Source organism: Vibrio sp. 704, from assembly GCF_033339295.1.
In genome coordinates, this window is record NZ_JAWOUH010000017.1 from 68,351 (window position 1) to 88,624 (window position 20,274).

At 44.8% G+C, this 20,274-nt stretch carries 17 protein-coding genes; 13 read left to right on the top strand and 4 right to left on the bottom strand.

Annotated features, from left to right (window positions below):
* The first annotated feature begins 10 nt into the window (after positions 1-10).
* The 5 genes from R7R24_RS18850 (at position 11) to tatC (ending at position 3,786) form a co-directional block, all read left to right on the top strand.
* Positions 11-646, top strand: a complete 636-nt coding sequence (locus tag R7R24_RS18850; protein ID WP_005379213.1) for an SCP2 domain-containing protein — start codon at positions 11-13, stop codon at positions 644-646.
* A complete protein-coding gene (ubiB, locus tag R7R24_RS18855; protein ID WP_005379226.1) occupies positions 643-2,277 on the top strand; it encodes a ubiquinone biosynthesis regulatory protein kinase UbiB in 1,635 nt (544 codons plus the stop codon). Before R7R24_RS18850 ends, ubiB begins: the two co-directional genes overlap by 4 nt.
* 52 nt (positions 2,278-2,329) lie before the next feature.
* Positions 2,330-2,575, top strand: a complete 246-nt coding sequence (tatA, locus tag R7R24_RS18860) for a Sec-independent protein translocase subunit TatA (RefSeq protein ID WP_005382958.1) — start codon at positions 2,330-2,332, stop codon at positions 2,573-2,575.
* A 3-nt stretch (positions 2,576-2,578) separates the two neighbouring features.
* On the top strand, positions 2,579-2,965 hold the full coding sequence (tatB, locus tag R7R24_RS18865; RefSeq protein WP_318119590.1) for a Sec-independent protein translocase protein TatB: 387 nt from the start codon (positions 2,579-2,581) through the stop codon (positions 2,963-2,965).
* A gap of 68 nt (positions 2,966-3,033) precedes the next feature.
* The gene (tatC, locus tag R7R24_RS18870; protein WP_005379234.1) at positions 3,034-3,786 is read left to right on the top strand and encodes a twin-arginine translocase subunit TatC; all 753 of its coding nucleotides are present in this window, start codon (positions 3,034-3,036) and stop codon (positions 3,784-3,786) included.
* A 459-nt stretch (positions 3,787-4,245) separates the two neighbouring features.
* On the opposite strand, the gene R7R24_RS18875 is transcribed toward tatC, so the two are convergent.
* Positions 4,246-5,007: a TatD family hydrolase gene (locus tag R7R24_RS18875; protein ID WP_213883785.1), complete on the bottom strand. Its 762-nt coding sequence runs from the start codon at positions 5,005-5,007 to the stop codon at positions 4,246-4,248.
* Positions 5,008-5,191: 184 nt separating this feature from the next.
* On the opposite strand from R7R24_RS18875, the gene hemB reads away from it, so the two are divergent.
* The 3 genes from hemB to polA all read left to right on the top strand — a co-directional run bounded on the left by hemB (position 5,192) and on the right by polA (position 10,221).
* Positions 5,192-6,253, top strand: a complete 1,062-nt coding sequence (gene hemB, locus R7R24_RS18880; RefSeq protein WP_031777176.1) for a porphobilinogen synthase — start codon at positions 5,192-5,194, stop codon at positions 6,251-6,253.
* Positions 6,254-6,380: 127 nt separating this feature from the next.
* On the top strand, positions 6,381-6,815 hold the full coding sequence (locus tag R7R24_RS18885; RefSeq protein ID WP_005379245.1) for a GNAT family N-acetyltransferase: 435 nt from the start codon (positions 6,381-6,383) through the stop codon (positions 6,813-6,815).
* A 619-nt stretch (positions 6,816-7,434) separates the two neighbouring features.
* On the top strand, positions 7,435-10,221 hold the full coding sequence (polA, locus tag R7R24_RS18890) for a DNA polymerase I (protein WP_005379246.1): 2,787 nt from the start codon (positions 7,435-7,437) through the stop codon (positions 10,219-10,221).
* Positions 10,222-10,968: 747 nt separating this feature from the next.
* Here polA and yihA read toward each other — a convergent pair.
* Positions 10,969-11,628 carry a ribosome biogenesis GTP-binding protein YihA/YsxC gene (gene yihA, locus R7R24_RS18895; protein ID WP_017635019.1) on the bottom strand — a complete coding sequence of 220 codons (660 nt, stop codon included), beginning with the start codon at positions 11,626-11,628 and terminating at the stop codon, positions 10,969-10,971.
* A 159-nt stretch (positions 11,629-11,787) separates the two neighbouring features.
* On the opposite strand from yihA, the gene R7R24_RS18900 reads away from it, so the two are divergent.
* The 5 genes from R7R24_RS18900 (at position 11,788) to hemN (ending at position 16,497) form a co-directional block, all read left to right on the top strand.
* Positions 11,788-12,405, top strand: coding sequence for a c-type cytochrome (locus R7R24_RS18900; RefSeq protein ID WP_005379248.1), 618 nt, complete (start codon positions 11,788-11,790; stop codon positions 12,403-12,405).
* Between the two features lie 839 nt (positions 12,406-13,244).
* Positions 13,245-13,883: a class I SAM-dependent methyltransferase gene (locus R7R24_RS18905; RefSeq protein WP_005379250.1), complete on the top strand. Its 639-nt coding sequence runs from the start codon at positions 13,245-13,247 to the stop codon at positions 13,881-13,883.
* On the top strand, positions 13,883-14,425 hold the full coding sequence (gene yihI, locus R7R24_RS18910; protein WP_005379252.1) for a Der GTPase-activating protein YihI: 543 nt from the start codon (positions 13,883-13,885) through the stop codon (positions 14,423-14,425). Before R7R24_RS18905 ends, yihI begins: the two co-directional genes overlap by 1 nt.
* A 7-nt stretch (positions 14,426-14,432) precedes the next feature.
* The gene (locus R7R24_RS18915) at positions 14,433-14,921 is read left to right on the top strand and encodes a DUF2489 domain-containing protein (RefSeq protein ID WP_054579549.1); all 489 of its coding nucleotides are present in this window, start codon (positions 14,433-14,435) and stop codon (positions 14,919-14,921) included.
* A gap of 184 nt (positions 14,922-15,105) precedes the next feature.
* Entirely contained in the window at positions 15,106-16,497 is a 1,392-nt protein-coding gene (gene hemN / locus R7R24_RS18920) for an oxygen-independent coproporphyrinogen III oxidase (protein WP_025768296.1), read from the top strand.
* A 69-nt stretch (positions 16,498-16,566) separates the two neighbouring features.
* On the opposite strand, the gene add is transcribed toward hemN, so the two are convergent.
* Both add and R7R24_RS18930 read right to left on the bottom strand, forming a co-directional pair.
* Positions 16,567-17,571, bottom strand: coding sequence for an adenosine deaminase (gene add / locus R7R24_RS18925; protein ID WP_005382965.1), 1,005 nt, complete (start codon positions 17,569-17,571; stop codon positions 16,567-16,569).
* 146 nt (positions 17,572-17,717) lie between these two features.
* Complete coding sequence (locus R7R24_RS18930; protein WP_054579550.1) at positions 17,718-20,264, bottom strand: EAL domain-containing protein; 2,547 nt, start codon at positions 20,262-20,264, stop codon at positions 17,718-17,720.
* Positions 20,265-20,274: the final 10 nt, after the last annotated feature.

The window sequence follows — 20,274 nt, forward strand, 5'->3', positions numbered from 1 at the left end:
GGTTAACGGCATGCCATTTGAACCACTTATCACCGCTGTGATTGAAACGTCACTGAATACACTGATCAAAGACGACCCAGCATTGGGCCGTCGTTTAGCGCGTCTAAAAGGTCAAGTTATTCAAGTTCACCTGAAAGAGATCAATAAAACACTGACATTCGTTTTTAGTCAGCAAATTGATGTGCTTGGTCATTACGAAGGGCAGCCTAACTGCTATCTATCGCTCAACTTGAGTGTGTTACCAGAGCTGCGCGATCAGGCCAACATCACTCGTCTTATTAAACAAGATAAACTTGAACTCGAAGGCGATATTCAATTGGCGCAGAAATTCTCTCAGTTGATGGTGGATTGCAAACCAGATGTTGAAGAGTGGTTGTCTCGCGTGACTGGCGATGTCGCCGCACATACCTTTGTGCAAGGTTCAAAAAACATCGGCAACTTTCTTGCGTCTCAAGCAGAAAAACACCAGCGTCATCTTGCGCAAGTAGTGACTGAAGAATGGAAACTGGCTCCCGCTCCGTTAGAAGTGGCCTATTTCTGCGACCAAGTTGATGAGGTTCGCAGCCAGGCTTCTCGCATTGAAGCTCGTTTAACGGCTTTGCTGAATAAGCTGGATGCAGATAAGCCTGCATTGGAGAAACCATGACGCCAGCAGAACTAAAGCGCTTATACCACATCGCCAAAGTACAACTGGAATACGGCTTAGATGAGCTGCTTCCCGATCACCAACTGACCAAAGCTCCGCTTTTACTGCGCAAAAGCTTGTTTTGGATTAAGAACAAGCACCCAGAAAAACCACTCGGTGAACGTCTGCGTTTAGCACTGCAAGAGCTGGGGCCGGTTTGGATTAAGTTCGGTCAGATGATGTCGACGCGCCGTGACTTATTTCCTCCGCATATCGCTGATCCCCTAGCTTTACTTCAAGACCAAGTCGCTCCTTTTGATGGCGAGTTGGCAAAAAAGCAGATGGAGCAAGCATTAGGTGGTCCGTTAGAAAAATGGTTTACCGAGTTTGATATCAAACCACTGGCGTCTGCGTCGATTGCTCAGGTACATACTGCGCGCATAAAAGACACTAACCAAGAAGTGGTATTAAAGGTTATCCGCCCAGATATTCGCCCAGTCATTGATTCAGATCTAAAACTGATGCACCGAATGGCGCGTATAGTCGCCGGAGCGATGCCTGAAGCACGTCGTTTAAAACCAGTTGAAGTCGTGCGTGAGTACGAGAAAACCCTGCTTGATGAACTCGACTTGCGACGTGAGGCGGCGAATGCCATTCAGTTGCGCCGCAACTTTGAGGGCAGCGAAGAATTGTATGTTCCTGAAGTTTTTCCCGACTTCAGTAATGAAACTGTCATGGTTTCTGAGCGAATATATGGCATTCAAGTCTCTGATATTGAAGGCTTGAAAGCAAATGGCACCAATATGAAATTGCTCGCGGAACGCGGTGTGAGTGTGTTCTTCACTCAGGTGTTCCGAGACAGCTTTTTCCATGCCGATATGCATCCGGGTAATGTGTTCGTCAAACCCGAACATCCAGAGAACCCAATGTGGATAGGGCTAGATTGCGGAATCGTTGGTACACTTAATAGCGAAGACAAGCGTTATCTGGCGGAAAACTTCCTGGCGTTTTTCAATCGTGACTACCGCCGAGTGGCGGAGTTACATGTGGATTCAGGGTGGGTGCCTGCGGATACCAATGTCGATGAGTTTGAGTTCGCGATTCGCATTGTGTGTGAGCCTATTTTTGCTAAGCCATTGTGCGAAATCTCCTTTGGTCATGTGTTGTTGAATTTGTTCAACACGGCACGTCGATTCAATATGGAGGTTCAGCCACAGCTTGTACTGTTGCAAAAAACGCTATTGTACGTGGAAGGGCTTGGTAGGCAGCTATATCCTCAACTCGATTTGTGGGAGACCGCAAAACCATTCCTGGAGGAATGGATGATGAATCAAGTTGGGCCGCAAGCTCTAGTGAATGCGATTAAAGACCGCGCACCATTTTGGGCAGAGAAATTACCTGAACTGCCAGAGCTACTTTACGATAGCCTGAAACAAGGTAAAGCGATGAATCAACGTATGGATCAGCTTTATCAAGGGTATCGCCAGAGCAAGCGCCAGCAGGCGACAGGAAAGTTTTTGTTTGGCGTTGGCGCGACTTTAGTCGTATGCTCGGCAATATTGGTGAACGATGCTTTTGAGCAGCTTTCGTTGGCCTGCGGTATCGCAGGTGTCACATTTTGGCTGCTTAGTTGGCGAGCTTATCGTCAATAGACGTTAAACTCTTGAAATATTTTTGTTTGTTTAAAGACCCGAGGTAAAGAGAATGGGTGGTATCAGTGTTTGGCAACTTCTAATCATTGCTGTAATTGTTGTATTGCTATTCGGAACAAAGAAACTACGCGGTATCGGTGGCGATCTGGGTGGTGCCGTTAAGGGCTTCAAAAAAGCGATGAGCGAAGATGAACCTGCGAAAAATGACAAAGACGCAGACTTCGAACCAAAAAGTCTAGAAGAGCAGCAGAAAAAAGAAGCTGCTCCTGAAACGAAAAAAGACAAAGAGCAGGCGTAAAACGTGTTTGATATCGGTTTTTGGGAACTGGTATTAATATCTGTTGTTGGTCTGGTCGTTCTTGGGCCGGAGCGTTTGCCTCATGCTATTCGCAGCGTGTCTCGCTTTATCGGTGCCGCTAAGAGTATGGCAAATAGCGTCAAAGACGAATTGTCACACGAGCTGAAAGTCCAAGAGCTGCAAGAAAACTTGCGCAAAGCAGAACAAATGGGGATGGATGATTTGTCCCCTGAGTTGAAATCTTCAGTTGAAGAGTTGAAGAAGGCAGCGCAATCTGTAAATCGTCCTTACGCAAAGAACACCGATTCAGAGGCTGAGCCTGTAAAAACAGAGCCAGCAGAGAAAGCGCAAGAGAGCAAGGTTACAGCGGCAGATAAGAAAGCCGAATAGTCTCATTAGGAGGAGCTACTAGTGATTGGTAGCTCCTTTTTGATCTGGTTTTTAATAAGAGGTTTGCCATGTCTACCGTCGAGCAGACACAACCTTTAATTAGTCATTTGTTGGAGCTTCGCAACCGACTACTGCGCTCAATCCTCGCAGTGTTGGTCGTGTTTGTCGGACTAATTTATTTCTCTAACCACATTTACGAGTTTGTTTCCGCACCTTTAGTAGAACGTCTACCTGAAGGCGCGACCATGATTGCTACGGATGTAGCGTCACCTTTTTTTACGCCACTTAAGCTGACGTTAATTGCTTCGGTATTTATTGCGGTGCCGTTTATTTTGTATCAAGTTTGGGCCTTTGTAGCGCCAGGTTTGTACAAGCATGAACGTCGATTGATCATGCCACTGCTGTTCTCTAGTTCGCTATTGTTCTACTGTGGAGTGGCATTTGCCTACTTCGTGGTATTTCCATTGGTGTTTGGCTTCTTTACCGCCATCTCTCTTGGTGGAGTAGAGTTTGCAACTGATATCTCGAGTTATCTCGACTTTGTGCTGGCGCTATTTATGGCGTTTGGTATCGCATTTGAGGTGCCTGTTGCGATTATTTTGTTGTGTTGGACTGGGGCCACTACACCAGAAGATTTAAGACAGAAACGTCCTTATATTATAGTGGCTGCGTTTGTCGTAGGTATGGTGTTAACGCCACCAGACATGATCTCGCAAACCTTACTCGCTATTCCGATGTGTTTACTGTTTGAAGTCGGTTTGTTCTTCGCGCGTTTTTATACTCGTCGAAGCGAAGAAGTAGAAGCGGAAACCGAAGAATAAGGCTAATCTAGATGTGAAAAGCGGCTCAATTGAGCCGCTTTTTTTGCGGTTGGTTTTTTCTTGGGCTAATTACTTAACTTTCATGACGTAACCACATTTTGTGCATACGTATACTTCCTTGATGCCCAGCAGCTTTTGAAAAAAACTGCGCGGTACGCGTTGTAAGTAAGCACCATGTGTACACACTTCAACTTCCATATTCATGCTGTTTTACATTTGTGCTAATTAATGGGCGTAAATCAGTATAGAAAAATAATGTGTCGAGTTGTCGACAGTTTTGCAAAGCGGACGAAGTAAAGTGACGATATGAGAAGTAAGTAGAGTTGCTAGTTAATTATTATGTTTATCAATAATTTTGTATGGATTGTTCTACTATTTCAACGGGTTGAATCGTTCATTCAATAGTTTAGGTGATAAAAAAGCGACGTTGATTTCGTCGCTTTTTTCAATTCTCGTGAATTAAATATTAAACAGCTTTTTGGCATTCTCAGTCGTTATGGCATCGATGGTTGCGATGTCGACATCACGCAAGTCGGCAACACGTTGTGCAACGAGAGAAGTGTAGGCTGGTTCATTACGTTTACCACGGTGTGGCACAGGCGCTAAATATGGACAGTCGGTTTCTAAAATGACCCACTGCATATCCAAATGTGGAATGACTTTATCCATCCCGCCATTCTTAAAGGTCGATACGCCACCCAAGCCTAAGTGGAAGCCTAGCTCATTGATTGCTTGCGCTTCTTCTAAGCTGCCTCCAAAACAGTGGAATACACCACGCAGACGACCATCTTGCTCTTGTCTTAGCAAAGTGAGTGTTTCTTCAATCGAATCACGAGTGTGGATAACGACTGGTAAGTCCATCTCTTTTGCCCAGTTAAGTTGAGCTACGAACGCCATTTCTTGCTCAGCACGATAGGTTTTATCCCAATACAGGTCGATACCGATTTCGCCCACCGCAATAAACTTGTGTTTCTCAAACCAACCGCGGATGATCTCCAACGTTTGTTCAACATTGCTGTCCACATAACAAGGGTGGACTCCCATCATTGAGTGGCACACGTCAGGATATGCCGCTTCGGTTTGTAGCATGGGCTCAATAGAGTCCAGATCGATGTTTGGCAACAGGATTTTATTAATGCCTTGCGTTAAGGCGCGTTGTACTACTTCATCGCGGTCGTTATCAAATTCGCTGGCATAGATGTGCGCGTGGGTATCGATCATCGTTACTCTCTGTGCTTCATAGTTGGTTTCGTATTCGAAGTATACTTGAGTGTGAGTGCTGGGTCATTTTCAGTTTTTTTCATTACCTTTTTCCAGATTGTCACTCGCAACATGCATCAAGAGTGATATGATTTTGTTCACCAGATGATTTGATCATCATAACCGTCCAGACAAGGAGAAAATGGTGTCTGTATCAATTCAAGGTCCATTCCCTGCACGCCGTATGCGTCGTTTACGTAAGCACGATTTTAGTCGTCGTTTGATGGCTGAGAACCAACTTTCTGTTAATGATCTGATTTACCCAATGTTCATTCTTATGGGTAAAGATCGTCGTGAGAGCGTGGAGTCCATGCCGGGTGTAGAGCGTTTGTCGATTGATTTAATGCTAGAAGAAGCACAATACCTTGCAAATCTAGGCGTTCCAGCAATCGCGCTTTTCCCTGTCGTAAACCAAGACGCTAAAAGCTTATGTGCTACTGAAGCCTACAACCCAGAAGGTTTGGTTCAGCGAGCAGTACGAGCGCTTAAAGAACACATTCCTCAAATTGGTGTAATCACAGACGTGGCACTCGACCCATTCACGACACATGGCCAAGACGGCATCATCGATGAAGATGGCTACGTAATGAATGATGAAACCACAGAAGTATTGGTTAAGCAGGCTTTGTCTCATGCAGAAGCGGGTGCTGACGTAGTCGCGCCTTCAGACATGATGGATGGCCGAATTGGTAAGATCCGCGAAGCATTAGAAAACGCGGGCTACATTCATACTCAAATCATGGCTTACTCGGCTAAGTACGCATCGAACTACTACGGACCATTCCGTGATGCGGTTGGCTCTTCTTCAAATCTAAAAGGCGGCAACAAGAAAAACTACCAAATGGACCCAGCAAACATTGATGAAGCGATTCACGAAGTGGCGCTAGACATCAACGAAGGTGCGGACATGGTGATGGTTAAACCTGGTATGCCATACTTAGATGTAGTTCGCCGAGTAAAAACTGAACTTCAAGTACCGACATTTGCTTATCAAGTCTCTGGCGAGTACGCGATGCATAAAGCGGCGATCATGAATGGCTGGCTCAAAGAGCGTGAAATTGTGATGGAATCACTATTGTGCTTCAAACGTGCAGGTGCAGATGGCATCTTAACGTACTTTGCGAAAGACGTTGCTGAGTGGTTGGCAGAAGAGAATGCACAAACTGCTCAACACCTAAATCGTACTCCGGAAGCGACAGAAGAGTAATTATCGCTCAGTGAGAAATACCAGACCAACAAGAGTTGTTCGTCTGTATATACCCAAGTAACCTCAGGCGGATTACAACAGTAACAATCCAAGGTGCTTGGGTATTTTTATTTTGGAGAAGAGAACAATGACAATGCTGATTCGTGAAGGCACATTGGAAGAAGCACTTCAAGTTGTGGCGCGTGTTACCGAGTTTTCGAAAGGAGAAACGGTAGACTCCATGACTCAACGTTTAGAAGAGAAAAACAGTTTAATCCTCGTTGCAGAAAAAAATGGCACGATTGTCGGCTTCAAAATAGGTTACGAATTAGAGGATGGTGTTTTCTATAGCTGGTTAGGTGGTGTTGTCCCTGAAGCTCGAAATGAAGGCGTGGCACAGCTGCTTTTGGAAGCTCAAGAGGATTGGGTGGCAGAACAAGGCTACAACACATTAAAAGTGAAATCTCGAAACCAGTTTCCGGCTATGCTTCGCTTGTTATTGAGAAATGGCTATATCATTGAAAAGTTTGAAGAAAAAGTAAATCTTCGAGAATCTCGAGTGCATTTCATTAAAGCAATGTGAAAATAAATGAGATTTTTTCTCATTTAACTGTTGACTACGAAATGAGAATCATTATTATTAAACCTGTCTTAGGGAATGAGGAAAGTTCACAAGGACGTTGAGTGACTTATTAACAGAAGTTAATTAACTGAAAGTTGAGAAGTGATGAAACATTTTTCCGAGAACTTGCACGAATTCTTTTTGACACGACATTGCTCACATTGCTTCCAGTGTAATTTATAGCTTCTTGGTTAAGCTGCTCTATTTACAGAATTTGCTTTACCACTTCTGCTAGGCGACCCCATTCGGGTCGCTTTTTTCTTTTCTACGATTTCTATTTGACGTCACTATTAATATCTTTTCCACATGCGATGATCATTTTAGGATCGTTGATCTTCTCGCCGTTATGCGAATTTATTATTATAAATCAATGATTTGAGTTGGTGTTTTCTTGTGTTTTTTGTTATTGGATAACCAGTGGATAATTTCTATAAACAGAGTTATCCACAGGAGGTGGTGTTTTCGTGAATAAAGTCGGAAAAATTTACGCGACCTAGATCGAGCGAACAAGATAGATTCGGATCAGCAGTCATGGCATCCTAGGCAGATCTCTCAAGTACTGAATTGGATACAGACAATTATGGCAAGTATTCCTGAAAATCCGTTGATCCTTATCGACGGCTCTTCTTACCTATATCGCGCTTTTCACGCCTACCCGGGCACCATGAGCAATGGTGAAATTCCAACTAATGCCGTTTACGGCGTCGTGAACATGTTACGCAGCATGATGCGTCAGTTTGCGTCTGAGCGCATCGCGGTGGTTTTCGATGCAAAGGGAAAAACCTTTCGTGATGATATGTATGCAGAATACAAAGCGAATCGTCCGCCAATGCCGGATGACCTGCGTTGTCAAATTGAACCATTACACAATGTTATTCGTGCAATGGGTTTGCCGCTGATCTGTGTTCCTGGCGTCGAGGCGGATGACGTCATCGGTACGTTAGCATACCAAGCATCACAAAAGGGCATGCCTGTATTGATCAGTACTGGTGATAAAGACATGGCGCAGCTAGTGGATGATAACATTACCTTGATCAACACCATGACGAACGTCGTAATGGATCGTGAAGGTGTGGTTGAAAAGTTTGGCATTCCACCTGAGTTGATCATCGACTACTTAGCACTGATGGGCGATAAAGTAGATAACATTCCTGGTGTACCGGGTGTCGGTGATAAAACCGCGACCGCACTACTGCAAGGTATTGGTGGTCTGACGAAGTTGTATGAAAACCTCGATGATATTGCAGGGCTTGGTTTCCGTGGTTCTAAAACCATGGCGAAAAAGCTCATCGACAACAAAGAAAATGCCATGCTTTCGTATGAGCTCGCGACCATCAAATTGGATGTTGAGCTTGAGGAAACGCCAGAATCATTGCTGAAAGCGGAACCAAATAAAGACGAATTAGTGAAGCTGTATGGCCAACTGACGTTTAAATCTTGGTTGAATGAACTACTTGAAGGCGGTTCTGGATCTGTGGAGGCTGTAGAGCTTGCAGGATCTTCACAAGCTTCTTCTTCTCAAGCCGAGATGGAAACTTCTGCGGTAACAATCGATCGCAGCCAATATGAAACAATTCTGGATAAAGAAACCTTCAATGCTTGGCTAGATAAACTTCAAACGGCTGAGCTGTTTGCATTTGATACGGAGACCGATAACCTAGATTACATGCTAGCGAATCTAGTTGGTTTGTCATTCGCTGTCGATGAAGGTATTGCGGCTTATGTGCCAGTTGCACATGACTATTTAGATGCGCCTGAACAGCTTGATCGTGATTGGGTACTAGAACAGCTGAAGCCAATTCTTGAAGATGCAGCGAAAGCAAAAGTCGGTCAAAACTTAAAGTATGATGCGTCTGTACTCGCTCGTTACGACATTGAGCTAAAAGGTATCAAGCACGACACGATGTTGGAATCGTATATCTACAACAGTGTCGGCGGTAAACACGATATGGACAGCTTGGCGCTTCGCTTCCTACAGCACAGCTGCATTTCTTTTGAGCAAATTGCAGGTAAAGGCAAAAATCAGCTTACGTTTAACCAAATCGAACTGGAACAAGCATCGCCATACGCGGCAGAAGATGCGGATGTGACCCTTCGTCTGCACAATCGCTTGTTTGCTAATATCGAGCAGGATGAAAGCCTGAAGACAGTTTACGAAGAGATTGAAATGCCGTTGGTGCCAGTTCTTTCGCGCATTGAACGCACTGGGGTCTTTATCGATGAAATGAAGCTGAGTGCGCAGTCGGTCGAGATTACCGCTCGCCTTGATGAGCTTGAAAAGAAAGCGTACGAAATTGCAGAGCAAGAGTTTAACATGAACTCGCCAAAGCAATTACAAGCCATCCTATTTGAAAAAATGGGTTTACCGGTTGTGAAGAAAACGCCATCAGGCACACCATCGACGAATGAAGAAGTTCTGCAAGAACTCGCACTAGACTACCCACTACCAAAACTGATTTTGGAATACCGTGGTCTGGCGAAGCTAAAATCAACTTACACCGACAAACTGCCGAAGATGATCAACCCATCAACGGGTCGCGTGCATACTTCTTACCACCAAGCAGTGACCGCAACGGGTCGTCTATCTTCTACTGATCCGAACTTACAGAACATTCCAATTCGTAACGAAGCTGGCCGTCGTATTCGTCAAGCGTTTGTCGCGCCATCAGGGCATAAAATCTTAGCGGTCGACTACTCGCAAATCGAACTTCGCATCATGGCGCACCTTTCTGGTGACCAAGCGTTATTGGATGCATTCCGTGATGGCAAAGATATCCACGCGGCAACCGCAGCAGAAATCATGGGTGTTTCTATTGAAGACGTTTCAAGTGAGCAACGTCGTCGTGCGAAAGCGGTTAATTTCGGTCTTATTTACGGCATGAGTGCGTTTGGTTTGGCGAAGCAATTAGGCATTCCTCGTGGTGAGGCTCAAGCGTACATGGATACATACTTTGAACGTTACCCAGGCGTGATGCAGTACATGGAAGACACACGCAGCACAGCAGCAGATAAAGGGTATGTTGAAACGATTTTTGGTCGACGTTTGCATTTGCCAGAAATCAAATCGCGCAACGGGATGCGTCGTAAAGCTGCTGAACGTGCGGCAATCAACGCACCAATGCAAGGTACGGCAGCGGACATCATTAAGAAAGCGATGCTGTTGGTTGATCAGTGGATTCAGGAAGAAGGCAATGGTCGTGTGAAGTTATTAATGCAAGTACACGATGAATTGGTCTTTGAAGTTGAAGAGTCATCATTGTCCGAAATTGAAAGTAAAGTACAGAAATTGATGGAATCTGCAGCAGAGCTAAAAGTACCGTTGGTTGCAGAAGCAGGTCACGGTGATAACTGGGATCAAGCTCATTAGTCACTTTTAGACCAAAATAACCAATTAATTATGAGCCAGCGCACAAACGCTGGCTTTTTTTTGAGATTAAAAAAGCTAGCGCAAAGTTAACTTTGATGTTGCTTAATAAAAATTTCATGAAAAAAAACTACAAAAATTCTTTGCAATTCTGACCAATTGTTGTACATTAATACTCGTAGGGTACAGAGGTAAGATGTTCTATCTTTCAGACCTTTTGTTTCACGTTATTGGATTAGGCTGATTCAGCCGCCCCAGTCAGTTTTTGACTGGGGCGTTTTTTATTGGGCGAAAGAAAATTATTCTTTTAGATCAGTAGCTTAAAGTAAGCCTTTAAAAACCTTCTTTTTTGACCTTTCTAAGTCACTGCAAAATCTCGATTTTTCCTTCAAATTTATTGCGTTATTCATCCTGTAAATTTACGCCAGTCACACTATTATTTTTTCTTGAAAGAAACTAAGTTACATCTTTTTGAAGATTTGCTTGGCTTAACTGTCTGAATTGTAACGCTATTGGGTGTTTTTGGAGTGAATGTTTGGTGATACACAGGAAACAAGAGCGCTTTTTAACCTATTGAAATCGAATCTCAGTTCAGCAATGCTTCGTCACATAACAATAATTACCAATTTTTCTCTCCCGTTATCCCTGCCAGGAAGGCGGGGATTTTTATTGCCTGTTATTTAGTTCAGATAAACAAAAGCCCCACCAAATGGCAGGGCCGTGTCGAAGAAATTTAACAAATATTGTTAATTATTCTTCATCGCTCGCTGGTATCTCTTGTTCGTCTTCTTCTATCAGGTGTGCTAGTGCTGGTGCAAACCAGGTATCCAGTTTTGCACGTAGCTGATCGACACCTAATCCTTTCAGTGAAGAGAACACATCAACAGAAACGTCACCACCGAAAGTTTCTACTTGCTTACGAACTTTCAGTAGAGTTTGTTTGCGTGCACCACTTTTTAGTTTATCTGCTTTGGTTAGCAAAACTTGCACAGGAATGTGGCTATCGATGGCCCAGAAAATCATTTGTTGGTCGAGATCTTTCATTGGATGACGAATGTCCATTAGAACCACTAAGCCTTTTAGGCACTCGCGTTTCTGTAGGTATTCACCCAAAGATTTCTGCCATTTGTTTTTCATCTCTACCGGTACTTGAGCAAAACCGTATCCAGGTAGATCGACAATGTGACAACCTTCTTCTACTTTGAAAAGGTTGATTAATTGCGTACGACCAGGTGTCTTTGATGTCTTGGCTAAGCTTTTTTGATTAGTTAGACGGTTAAGTGCACTCGATTTACCAGCGTTTGAGCGTCCTGCAAACGCAATTTCGACACCTTCGTCTTCCGGCAGGTGACGAATATCGGGTGCGCTGGTGATGAAATGCGTATTTTGGTAATGAATTTTTACGCTCACTGTTAACTCCATCTCGACTTTGTGTAGTCGATTGATTACTTTTTTGTGAAAATGTGTAAAATAACCGTGCTCGGCATAAGGTCGCCTATTGTACCATGAGTGTACGCGGTATGTTCACATTCCGTGGTACTGGAAGCTTGATAATTATAATGGAATGTCATGAAGAAATTAGCGCTAATTTTGAGTCTTTTAGCCAGTTGCTCAGTATGGGCCCAAGGTAATATTGAGGCTGGTAAAGCAAAATCACAAACCTGTGTCGCCTGTCACGGAGCAGATGGCAACAGTGCAATAACAACGTACCCGAAACTCGCAGGCCAACACGCTAAGTATCTTGAGAAGCAGTTAAAAGAACTTAAGCTAGGCATGACAAGTGGTGGTAAACAAGGTCGTTACGATCCTGTAATGAGTGGTATGGCAATGCCACTGAGCGATGAAGATATCGCAGACCTATCTGCTTACTACGCTTCGCTACCAGTTTCAGAAAACTCAACACCTGAAGATGTAGTAGCAAAAGGCAAAACGCTTTATACCGCTGGTGATGCCGAGCGTGGCCTAACCGCATGTATTGCATGTCATGGTCCTCGTGGCAATGGTACTGAGCTTTCAGGTTTCCCGAAAATTTCTGGTCAGCATGCTGACTACATCAAAGCTCAGCTAGAAAAATTCCGTGATGGCGACCGTGGTAATGATATGAATGCCATGATGCGCGACATCGCGAAGAAAATGACAGACGAAGATATCGAAGTGCTGTCTAAATACGTTGGCGGTCTGCACTAATATACCTAAATCGCTCAAGATCCTGCATCTTGAGCTGGTTGGGTAGATGTCCCTACATCGTTCGAGCAACTTGTACAAAAATGCCCTAGTGAATCCACTAGGGCATTTTTGTTCGTGACAGATATCACAGTCGAGTTTGGATGCGAAAGCGATAGTTGGCTCGGCAGTTTGTGAGACATTTGCCATACTTGATGTTGGCTTTTTCTTGTTAGTGTTTTTAAGTTTTTGATTAAATGATAATTTTGATTTTTTAGAAAAATAGGCGGATTATTTTTTCAACCCATTACTTGTGAGCATAACGGGATGGCGTAAAGTAGAAGTCGTTCACAGGGAGTGAATGTAAGGATTTAAGACCACGGTTTAGGTCTCCAAGGATGTAGCTCGGATGCTTGGTGATTTAGAAAGGGATTTAGATAGGTAGGGAGCCTATCCGATAAGGATGGTCATCTCGTCTGACGGTTAAGACAGTGAAACGGATCAGGCACAGGAAGTTGCTCAGTAGACAGGAAGTAAACGGATAGCCAAAACTCATCAGGAAGATGAAAAACAACTCTTTTTGGCAGGGAAAGCTCTAAAAACAAAGGGATCATTGGTGCACCAAATGTGTGCAACACAGTTTCGCCAATTGATGGCACTTAGAAAGCGACAGTCTGACTGTCGCTTTTTTTATATCCGTTGACTTGCTCAGTCGTAACTTGAATTGAGATTACAGCACTTACTTTAGCTTTATAGGTTGTAAACAAAGTTTTTTAACAAAAATTGCTGAAAAAATACTCAACAACACTCCAATCCGAGTTCACTTTCTGGTATGTTTCGCATCCCTGTTTGAGGAAGTCAGCATGCATACCTGTCCTTTATGCCAAAATCAGCGCACTCACCATTATTTTGAAGATAAGCGTCGTGAATATCTTCAATGTGAGCAGTGCAGCTTGGTATTCGTAAATCCAGACCAACGTTTGGATGCGGAAAGCGAAAAAGCTCACTATGATTTGCATGAGAACAACCCCGATGATTTGGGTTACCGACGCTTTTTGTCGCGTATTGCTGACCCGATCACAGAGCGAATTTCTCCACAATCAAATGGTATCGACTTTGGTTGTGGTCCTGGCCCAACGCTCTCCTTGATGCTGGAAGAGGCGGGGCACAACATGGCGTTGTACGATCTCTACTACCACCCTGATACGTCGGTTTTAGAAAAAACGTACGACTTCATGACAGCAACAGAGGTGATAGAGCACCTCTACCACCCAGATTTGGTGTGGAAGCAATGGTTGAATTTAGTTAAGCCAGGGGGCTGGATAGGCCTGATGACGAAAATGGTCATCGACGTGGAGGCTTTCAAATCATGGCATTATAAGAACGATCTCACTCACGTAGTGTTCTTTAGTCGTGACACGTTCCAGTTCCTAGCAGAGCGGGATAAGCTCGAACTCGAATTTATTGGTAATGATGTAATTTTACTGAGGAAACCCCAGTAATGAGCCGTAGTAAAAAATCTAGAAAACCGGGTGCCGCTGGTGCACCTGAGTTTGTTGTAACTCGTAACCGTACAGAATCTGATGTGGAAGGCCGCTTACGCAAGCGTGCTAAAAAGCGTAAAGGTCTGAAAACGGGTAACCGTAACTCAGAAGTTAACGAGCAGAAAAAGCAAGCTGCTGCACAAAATCGCGACCCGCGCTTAGGCAGCAAAAAGAAAATACCTCTGATTGTTGAACCTGCGAAGAAAATGACGAAGCAAGAGCGTCGTTTGTCGGCAGAGCAAGAACTAGAGATGCTAGAAAATGACGCGCAATTGAACGTGTTGCTAGACCGTATTGAAGCGGGTGAAAACCTGGGCACAGGTCTACAGAAATTCGTCGATGAGAAACTCGATCGCATTGAGAAGCTAATGGACCAACTAGGTTTGTTGGAACCTGAAGAAGAGGAAGACTTCACTGCACCTGCTGAGAAAAGCACGCGCAACGATGATGACTTGCTGGCAGATTTCGACGACATTAATTTCGACGACTATAAAGGATAATTAAGCTATGAATGTAACCTTATTAGCTATTGCTGGTGTTGTGATTATCATCGCACTCGCTTCTTATGCAGGTTACCTTCTGCTTCAATTGAAAAAGCAAAAGGAATTGCAGCTGAAGCATCAAAAATTGGCGATAGACAAACGTAACGCCAACATTTTTGAGAATGTGCATACCTTGTGTCAGGCGGGCATTCAAGGCCAGTGCGATTTATCTGAAATCAGTATCCGTGTGTATAACATCATGGATTATGTACAAGGTGAAGACCGCGTTGATTTCGATAAAACGTACCCTGCGATTTCTGAGCTTTACCACATCGTGAAAGATATGGCGCGTGGCGAAGAACGCCAAAAACTTGCCAAGAAAGAGCGTATGCAACAGAACTTGACGCGTCATAAAGCGGAAAGCCGCCTCACTGATGCGATTATTGAGGAGCTCAAAGTGTTGCAGAAAAACGTCCAGCCACTGAATAATCAAATCAATATTCAGATGATTTAAGCGCGACCTCCAATAGTCTCCTTATGGCTAATGGGGGTATCGTGATCACGCTAGCACTTCTTTAGTTTTATACTTAAAAAGCCAGTCGGCGTTGCCACGCTTGTCATCGTCGTATGGCAAAATAGCGGCTCTGAATATCGGGTGACGGCTTTCGTTGCCCTAGCATTTAACGGAAAGTACCACCATGTCGAATCAACACACTGAATCGAAACAGCAAATCGTCTGGGATCAAGCGGTATTGGATAAGTACAACTATTCCGGGCCTCGTTATACGTCGTACCCAACGGCGCTGGAGTTTCATGAAGCGTTCACCATTTCTGATTATGATATGGCATGCACTCAATACCCAGAACGCCCATTATCGCTGTACGTACACATTCCGTTCTGTCACAAGCTTTGTTACTACTGTGGATGTAATAAAGTCATTACGCGCCACTCGCACAAAGCGGATGAATACCTCGACGTGCTTGAACACGAAATTCGTCAACGTGCTGCATTACTTGTGGGTCGCACCGTGACGCAATTGCATTTTGGTGGTGGTACACCGACGTTTCTCTCTGAAAAGCAAATCACGCGTGTAATGAGCCTGCTACGCCAAGAGTTTACTTTTAGTAGCGATGCTGAAATCAGTATCGAGGTTGACCCGCGTGAAATCGAGCTGACCATGCTGGATCATCTGCGTAGTGAAGGCTTCAATCGCTTGAGCATCGGTGTGCAGGACTTCAACAAAGAAGTGCAAAAACTGGTGAATCGTGAGCAAGATGAAGAGTTCATCGTTGCGATGGTTGCGCGCGCAAAAGAGTTAGGCTTTCGTTCGACGAACCTAGATTTGATTTACGGTTTACCGAAGCAGACCAAAGAATCTTTTGCCAAGACTCTAGAACAAGTGCTAGAGATGCAGCCGGGCCGTCTATCCGTGTTTAACTACGCGCACATGCCACAGCTATTTGCAGCGCAGCGTAAGATTAAAGACGAAGACCTGCCAAAAGCAGAGGAGAAGATGGCGATTCTGCAAGACACCATCGCGACACTGACTGGTGCTGGCTACCAATTTATCGGTATGGACCACTTTGCTTTGCCGGACGATGAACTTGCTGTTGCCCAGCGCGAAGGTATTTTGCATCGCAATTTCCAAGGCTACACCACACAAGGTGAATGTGACTTGGTTGGCTTTGGTGTTTCTGCAATCTCGATGATCGGCGATGCGTACGCGCAAAACCAGAAAGAGCTGAAGAAATACTACGCTCAAGTCAACGAACTTCGTCACGCTCTATGGAAAGGGGTCTCGCTGGACTCTGATGATTTGCTCCGTCGCGAAGTGATTAAGCAGCTGATTTGTAACTTCAAGTTAGACAAGAAAGCCATTGAGTCTGAGTTTAAAGTGAGGTTTGAACAGTACTTTAAAGAAGATTTGCAGCTACTTCAGACCTTTATTAACGATGAGCTGGTGGAAGTGGATGATAATGAAATTCGTGTGACGCTGCGAGGTCGTTTGTTGATCCGTAATATTTGTATGAGCTTCGATAAATACCTACGAGCAAAGGCACGTCAGCAACAGTTCTCTCGTGTTATTTAATCAGAGATACAGATTCAAGATATAAAAAATGCCAGCAGATGCTGGCATTTTTTTATGTTTTCGCTGGATTTAAGCGCGATCTTTTACTTTTTCTCTCAGTTCCGATTTTTCTGCTTCTGAAAGGAACGCAATCTCAAGGCCATTGATTTGCGCTTGGCGAATCTGGTCTTGGCTCAGGCCAGCGGCTGGTGCCGCTACTTCGTATTCGTATGGCAGTTCGATGCCTTCAACCGCTGGATCGTCAGTGTTCAAACACGCAAGAACGCCATGCTCTAGGAACTGCTTGAGAGGGTGGTTTTCTAGCGTTTCTACCGTACTTGTTTGGTAGTTTGACGTCAGGCAAGATTCAATACCAATGCGGTTTTCTGCTAGGTAATCCATCAGTTTTGGATCGTGAATCGCTTTTACGCCGTGACCGATACGAGTTGCGCCCAGCTCATTGATTGCTTGCCACATGCTCTCTGCACCTGCTGCTTCACCAGCATGGACCGTTACCCCAAGGCCAGCATCGCGTACTTGCTTGAAGTGAGACACAAAGCGATCACCCGGTTGGCCTAGCTCGTCACCCGCAAGGTCAACGGCAACGATGTGATCTTTCTGGCTCAGAATGCCGTCCAGTTCTTGTTGACATGCGTCAGTACCAAATGTACGACTCATGATACCGATCAGGTTGGCTTTCACGCCAAAATCGCGCATACCCGCTTGCACACCGTCCACGACGGCTTCAACAACCCCCGCTACTGGTAGTTTGTGTTTCATCGCCATGTAGTAAGGAGAGAAACGCAGCTCTGCGTAATCGATTTGTGCGTTTAGCGCGTCTTCTACGTTTTCGTACGCGACACGACGACACGCATCTAGATCGCCCAGTACAGCAACACCCCAGTCGAGCTTAGAAAGGAAAGCAACAAGAGAGGGTTCCGCTTCGACAATTTGAACGTGAGGAGTGAGAGACTCAATATCGTACGCTGGTAGGGCAATGCCAAACTTTTGGCCTAGCTCAAGAATCGTTTTAGTACGAATGTTACCGTCGAGGTGACGGTGCAAATCAGTAAGAGGAAGGTTCTTCGTTATCATTTTGTCGATCCGATAGTTATGAACTGGAACAGGGCCCAAACATCATCTGTGACAATACATGGGTAAGATTTGCAGTTAAGTATAAATAACAGTTGGGTAGATTGTCAGTAGAGGATGACTAGGAAATCAACGATTCTCGCTCTTTTCTACTTCATGTTCACCAAATGTGTTGGCCATTCTTCTAGTGGCATAGGGCGGCTGTAGTAGAAGCCTTGCACCTGATTACAGCCTAAAGAGCGCAGTAATTGTGCTTGATTGCTATCCTCGACACCTTCCGCGACGACATTAGTTTTGAGACCTGCTGTGATATTGATGACGGCAGCGACGACTGAACTGTTTAAGTTTTCTTGTGTGAGTTGATTGATGAAGGTGCGATCAATCTTCAAGCAGGTAAACGGCAGAGAGTGGAGGTAACCCAGTGATGAGTAGCCGGTGCCAAAGTCATCTATCGCGATACCAATACCCATTTCACGCAGTTTAGTCATATTTTCTAGTGTGGTCGGTGCGCTATCAATGATACGTGATTCTGTGATCTCTAGTGTGAGGTTACTTGCTGGTAATTTCGTGATATCCAATACGCTTATCACCGTATCAACAAAACTTGGGCAAGATAGTTGATTAACGGAGATATTCACATGCAGTTGGAAGTCCGACGGCCACTGTTTGCTTTCGATCGCTTGGTAAGTGTCGCGACAAGCTTGTAACAGAATCTGTTGGCCGATGGCTTTGATCATGCCGCTTTCTTCCGCGATTGGGATAAAATCTAATGGTGACACCATACCTGAGTCGCTATGCCAACGCGCAAGTGCTTCGGCGCCACACACTGTGCCACTGACGAGATCCACAATCGGTTGGTAATGAGGAATAAACTCTCGGTTTTCAATGCCAGTTTGGATCTTGGTCAGCATTTGCGTACGAAACTTTGAAGCGCTCGCTAGTTCTGGGCTGTAGTGACAAACACCAGTCAGTGAGTCTTGTTTAGCGTAACTTAATGCGATGCTGGCGTTGCGTAACCATAAAGGCATGGTTTCGTTTGGCTGGGTTTGTACAATACCAAGTGAAATCTTCATCACTACATTCTCGCCTTCCACCATAAATGGGGTGGAAAAGAGTTGCTGTAATCGACGCTCGGTTTGTTTAATTTTGGTTTCAGTGTCGACATTTGAGAGAAACACCGCGAACTCATCACCACCAATCCGAGCCAATAATGCGTTGTCACGAAACTGCTGTTTTAGCCTTTCAGCGATGCTGACCAACAACTGGTCGCCGTTGTGATGACCCACACTGTCGTTGATATCTCTAAATTTGTTGATACCAAGTAAAAATAAACTGCCGTGACAAAGATGAGACTGATTTTCACAGATTTCGACCAAACCCTGACGGCTATATAAGCGTGTTAGAGAGTCATAAACTAACTGTTCACGCAATGCTTTGAATGAAGCTCTTAGATTGTTCGCCATTTCATTAAAAGCATGAACCAGTACGGTTGTCTCATACACATAACCAGGCTTTGGCATGCCGCTATCCCAATCCCCATTTGCCAGGTGCTGAGCGGCGGCGGCCGTCGCGTTAATTGGTCTGGTAACTCGGTTGAAAATGATCCAACTGATGGCGATCCCAAATAGGCTTACAATAATGCCAACGAGCCAACTCTCTTGCTGGCTTTTTGGTAACAGGCCGAGAAGCTCGGACTCCGAAATGGAGGTGCCAATAAACCATGTTAAGCCATCTTGGTCTCGATACGGGGTTAGCCGACTGAAAATACGTTGTCCATCATGTTCAAATGAAAAAGTATAAGGTTGCTTGGTGTTGTTGAGATCGAAAGACCGGACGCGGCTCGCACTGATTTTGATGATCGGGTCTGCGTTTTCAGCGGCAAGCAAACGCTGCCCTTTATCCGAAAATTTTGTGCCCCATGAGATGACGCTTCCCGGGCCTGAGTGAGCGATTAAACGATGATCTGGGTCCATGATGTAGACCGACGCTTTAGTGTTGTATTTTAACTCGCGCAGGAATTCGTTGAATGTATTGATACGAATGTCTGTCACCAAAACACCAGCAAATTGGTCGTGTTTGTACACCGGCGTCATGGCTGATAGCGTAATATCCTGGCGTTCATCAGCGTTGGTATAAATTTCAGACCAAGTGGCGTTTTGGCTCTCTGCAACGGGCTTATACCATGGGCGAGTGCGAGGATCGTATTGGGAGATAACCGTTCGAATGTTGTTACTCACATGGTTGGTTCCATAAATAACCAGATCACCATCGGTGTGGCGATCTTGCACCATTAAGGTGTAATCGTCGGAAAGTTCGCGGCGAAAGCCTGCAAAGTCGCCGTTTTCTGAACCAAATGCGATTACATCCAACTGCGGTATCGATTGGTAAAGATTTTTGAATGCACTTAGCAGGTAGTTTTGAATGTCTGAGGTATCGTGAGGGCGATAAAGGTTGTGATAGCTGACGTTGTGCGCGAGAGCCATAACCGCAGTAAAAGGCTTACGTAGATAGCTATTGAGGTGGTCGTGGACACTTTCGGTTAACACGGAAAGTTGCTTGTCACTGATATCCGTGACCACTTCTTCGTAACTTTGTTTTTGGACGTAGACAATGACACCGATCGCCAGTAAGAAGATCATGACAAATGGAATCAGAACAGCAGTACGCAGTGTAATTTGAGTCGTAGCAGTAGACATCGCCTAATCA

Excerpts from the sequence above, each read along its gene's own strand:
- R7R24_RS18850 (WP_005379213.1), top strand. The coding sequence starts at position 11 with ATGCCATTTGAACCACTTATCACCGCTGTGATTGAAACGTCACTGAAT.
- R7R24_RS18915 (WP_054579549.1), top strand. The coding sequence starts at position 14,433 with ATGAATGTAACCTTATTAGCTATTGCTGGTGTTGTGATTATCATCGCA.
- ubiB (WP_005379226.1), top strand. The coding sequence starts at position 643 with ATGACGCCAGCAGAACTAAAGCGCTTATACCACATCGCCAAAGTACAA.
- tatA (WP_005382958.1), top strand. The coding sequence starts at position 2,330 with ATGGGTGGTATCAGTGTTTGGCAACTTCTAATCATTGCTGTAATTGTT.
- tatC (WP_005379234.1), top strand. The coding sequence starts at position 3,034 with ATGTCTACCGTCGAGCAGACACAACCTTTAATTAGTCATTTGTTGGAG.
- R7R24_RS18875 (WP_213883785.1), bottom strand. The coding sequence starts at position 5,007 with ATGATCGATACCCACGCGCACATCTATGCCAGCGAATTTGATAACGAC.
- R7R24_RS18905 (WP_005379250.1), top strand. The coding sequence starts at position 13,245 with ATGCATACCTGTCCTTTATGCCAAAATCAGCGCACTCACCATTATTTT.
- hemN (WP_025768296.1), top strand. The coding sequence starts at position 15,106 with ATGTCGAATCAACACACTGAATCGAAACAGCAAATCGTCTGGGATCAA.
- add (WP_005382965.1), bottom strand. The coding sequence starts at position 17,571 with ATGATAACGAAGAACCTTCCTCTTACTGATTTGCACCGTCACCTCGAC.
- R7R24_RS18900 (WP_005379248.1), top strand. The coding sequence starts at position 11,788 with ATGAAGAAATTAGCGCTAATTTTGAGTCTTTTAGCCAGTTGCTCAGTA.
- polA (WP_005379246.1), top strand. The coding sequence starts at position 7,435 with ATGGCAAGTATTCCTGAAAATCCGTTGATCCTTATCGACGGCTCTTCT.
- yihI (WP_005379252.1), top strand. The coding sequence starts at position 13,883 with ATGAGCCGTAGTAAAAAATCTAGAAAACCGGGTGCCGCTGGTGCACCT.
- R7R24_RS18930 (WP_054579550.1), bottom strand. The coding sequence starts at position 20,264 with ATGTCTACTGCTACGACTCAAATTACACTGCGTACTGCTGTTCTGATT.
- R7R24_RS18885 (WP_005379245.1), top strand. The coding sequence starts at position 6,381 with ATGACAATGCTGATTCGTGAAGGCACATTGGAAGAAGCACTTCAAGTT.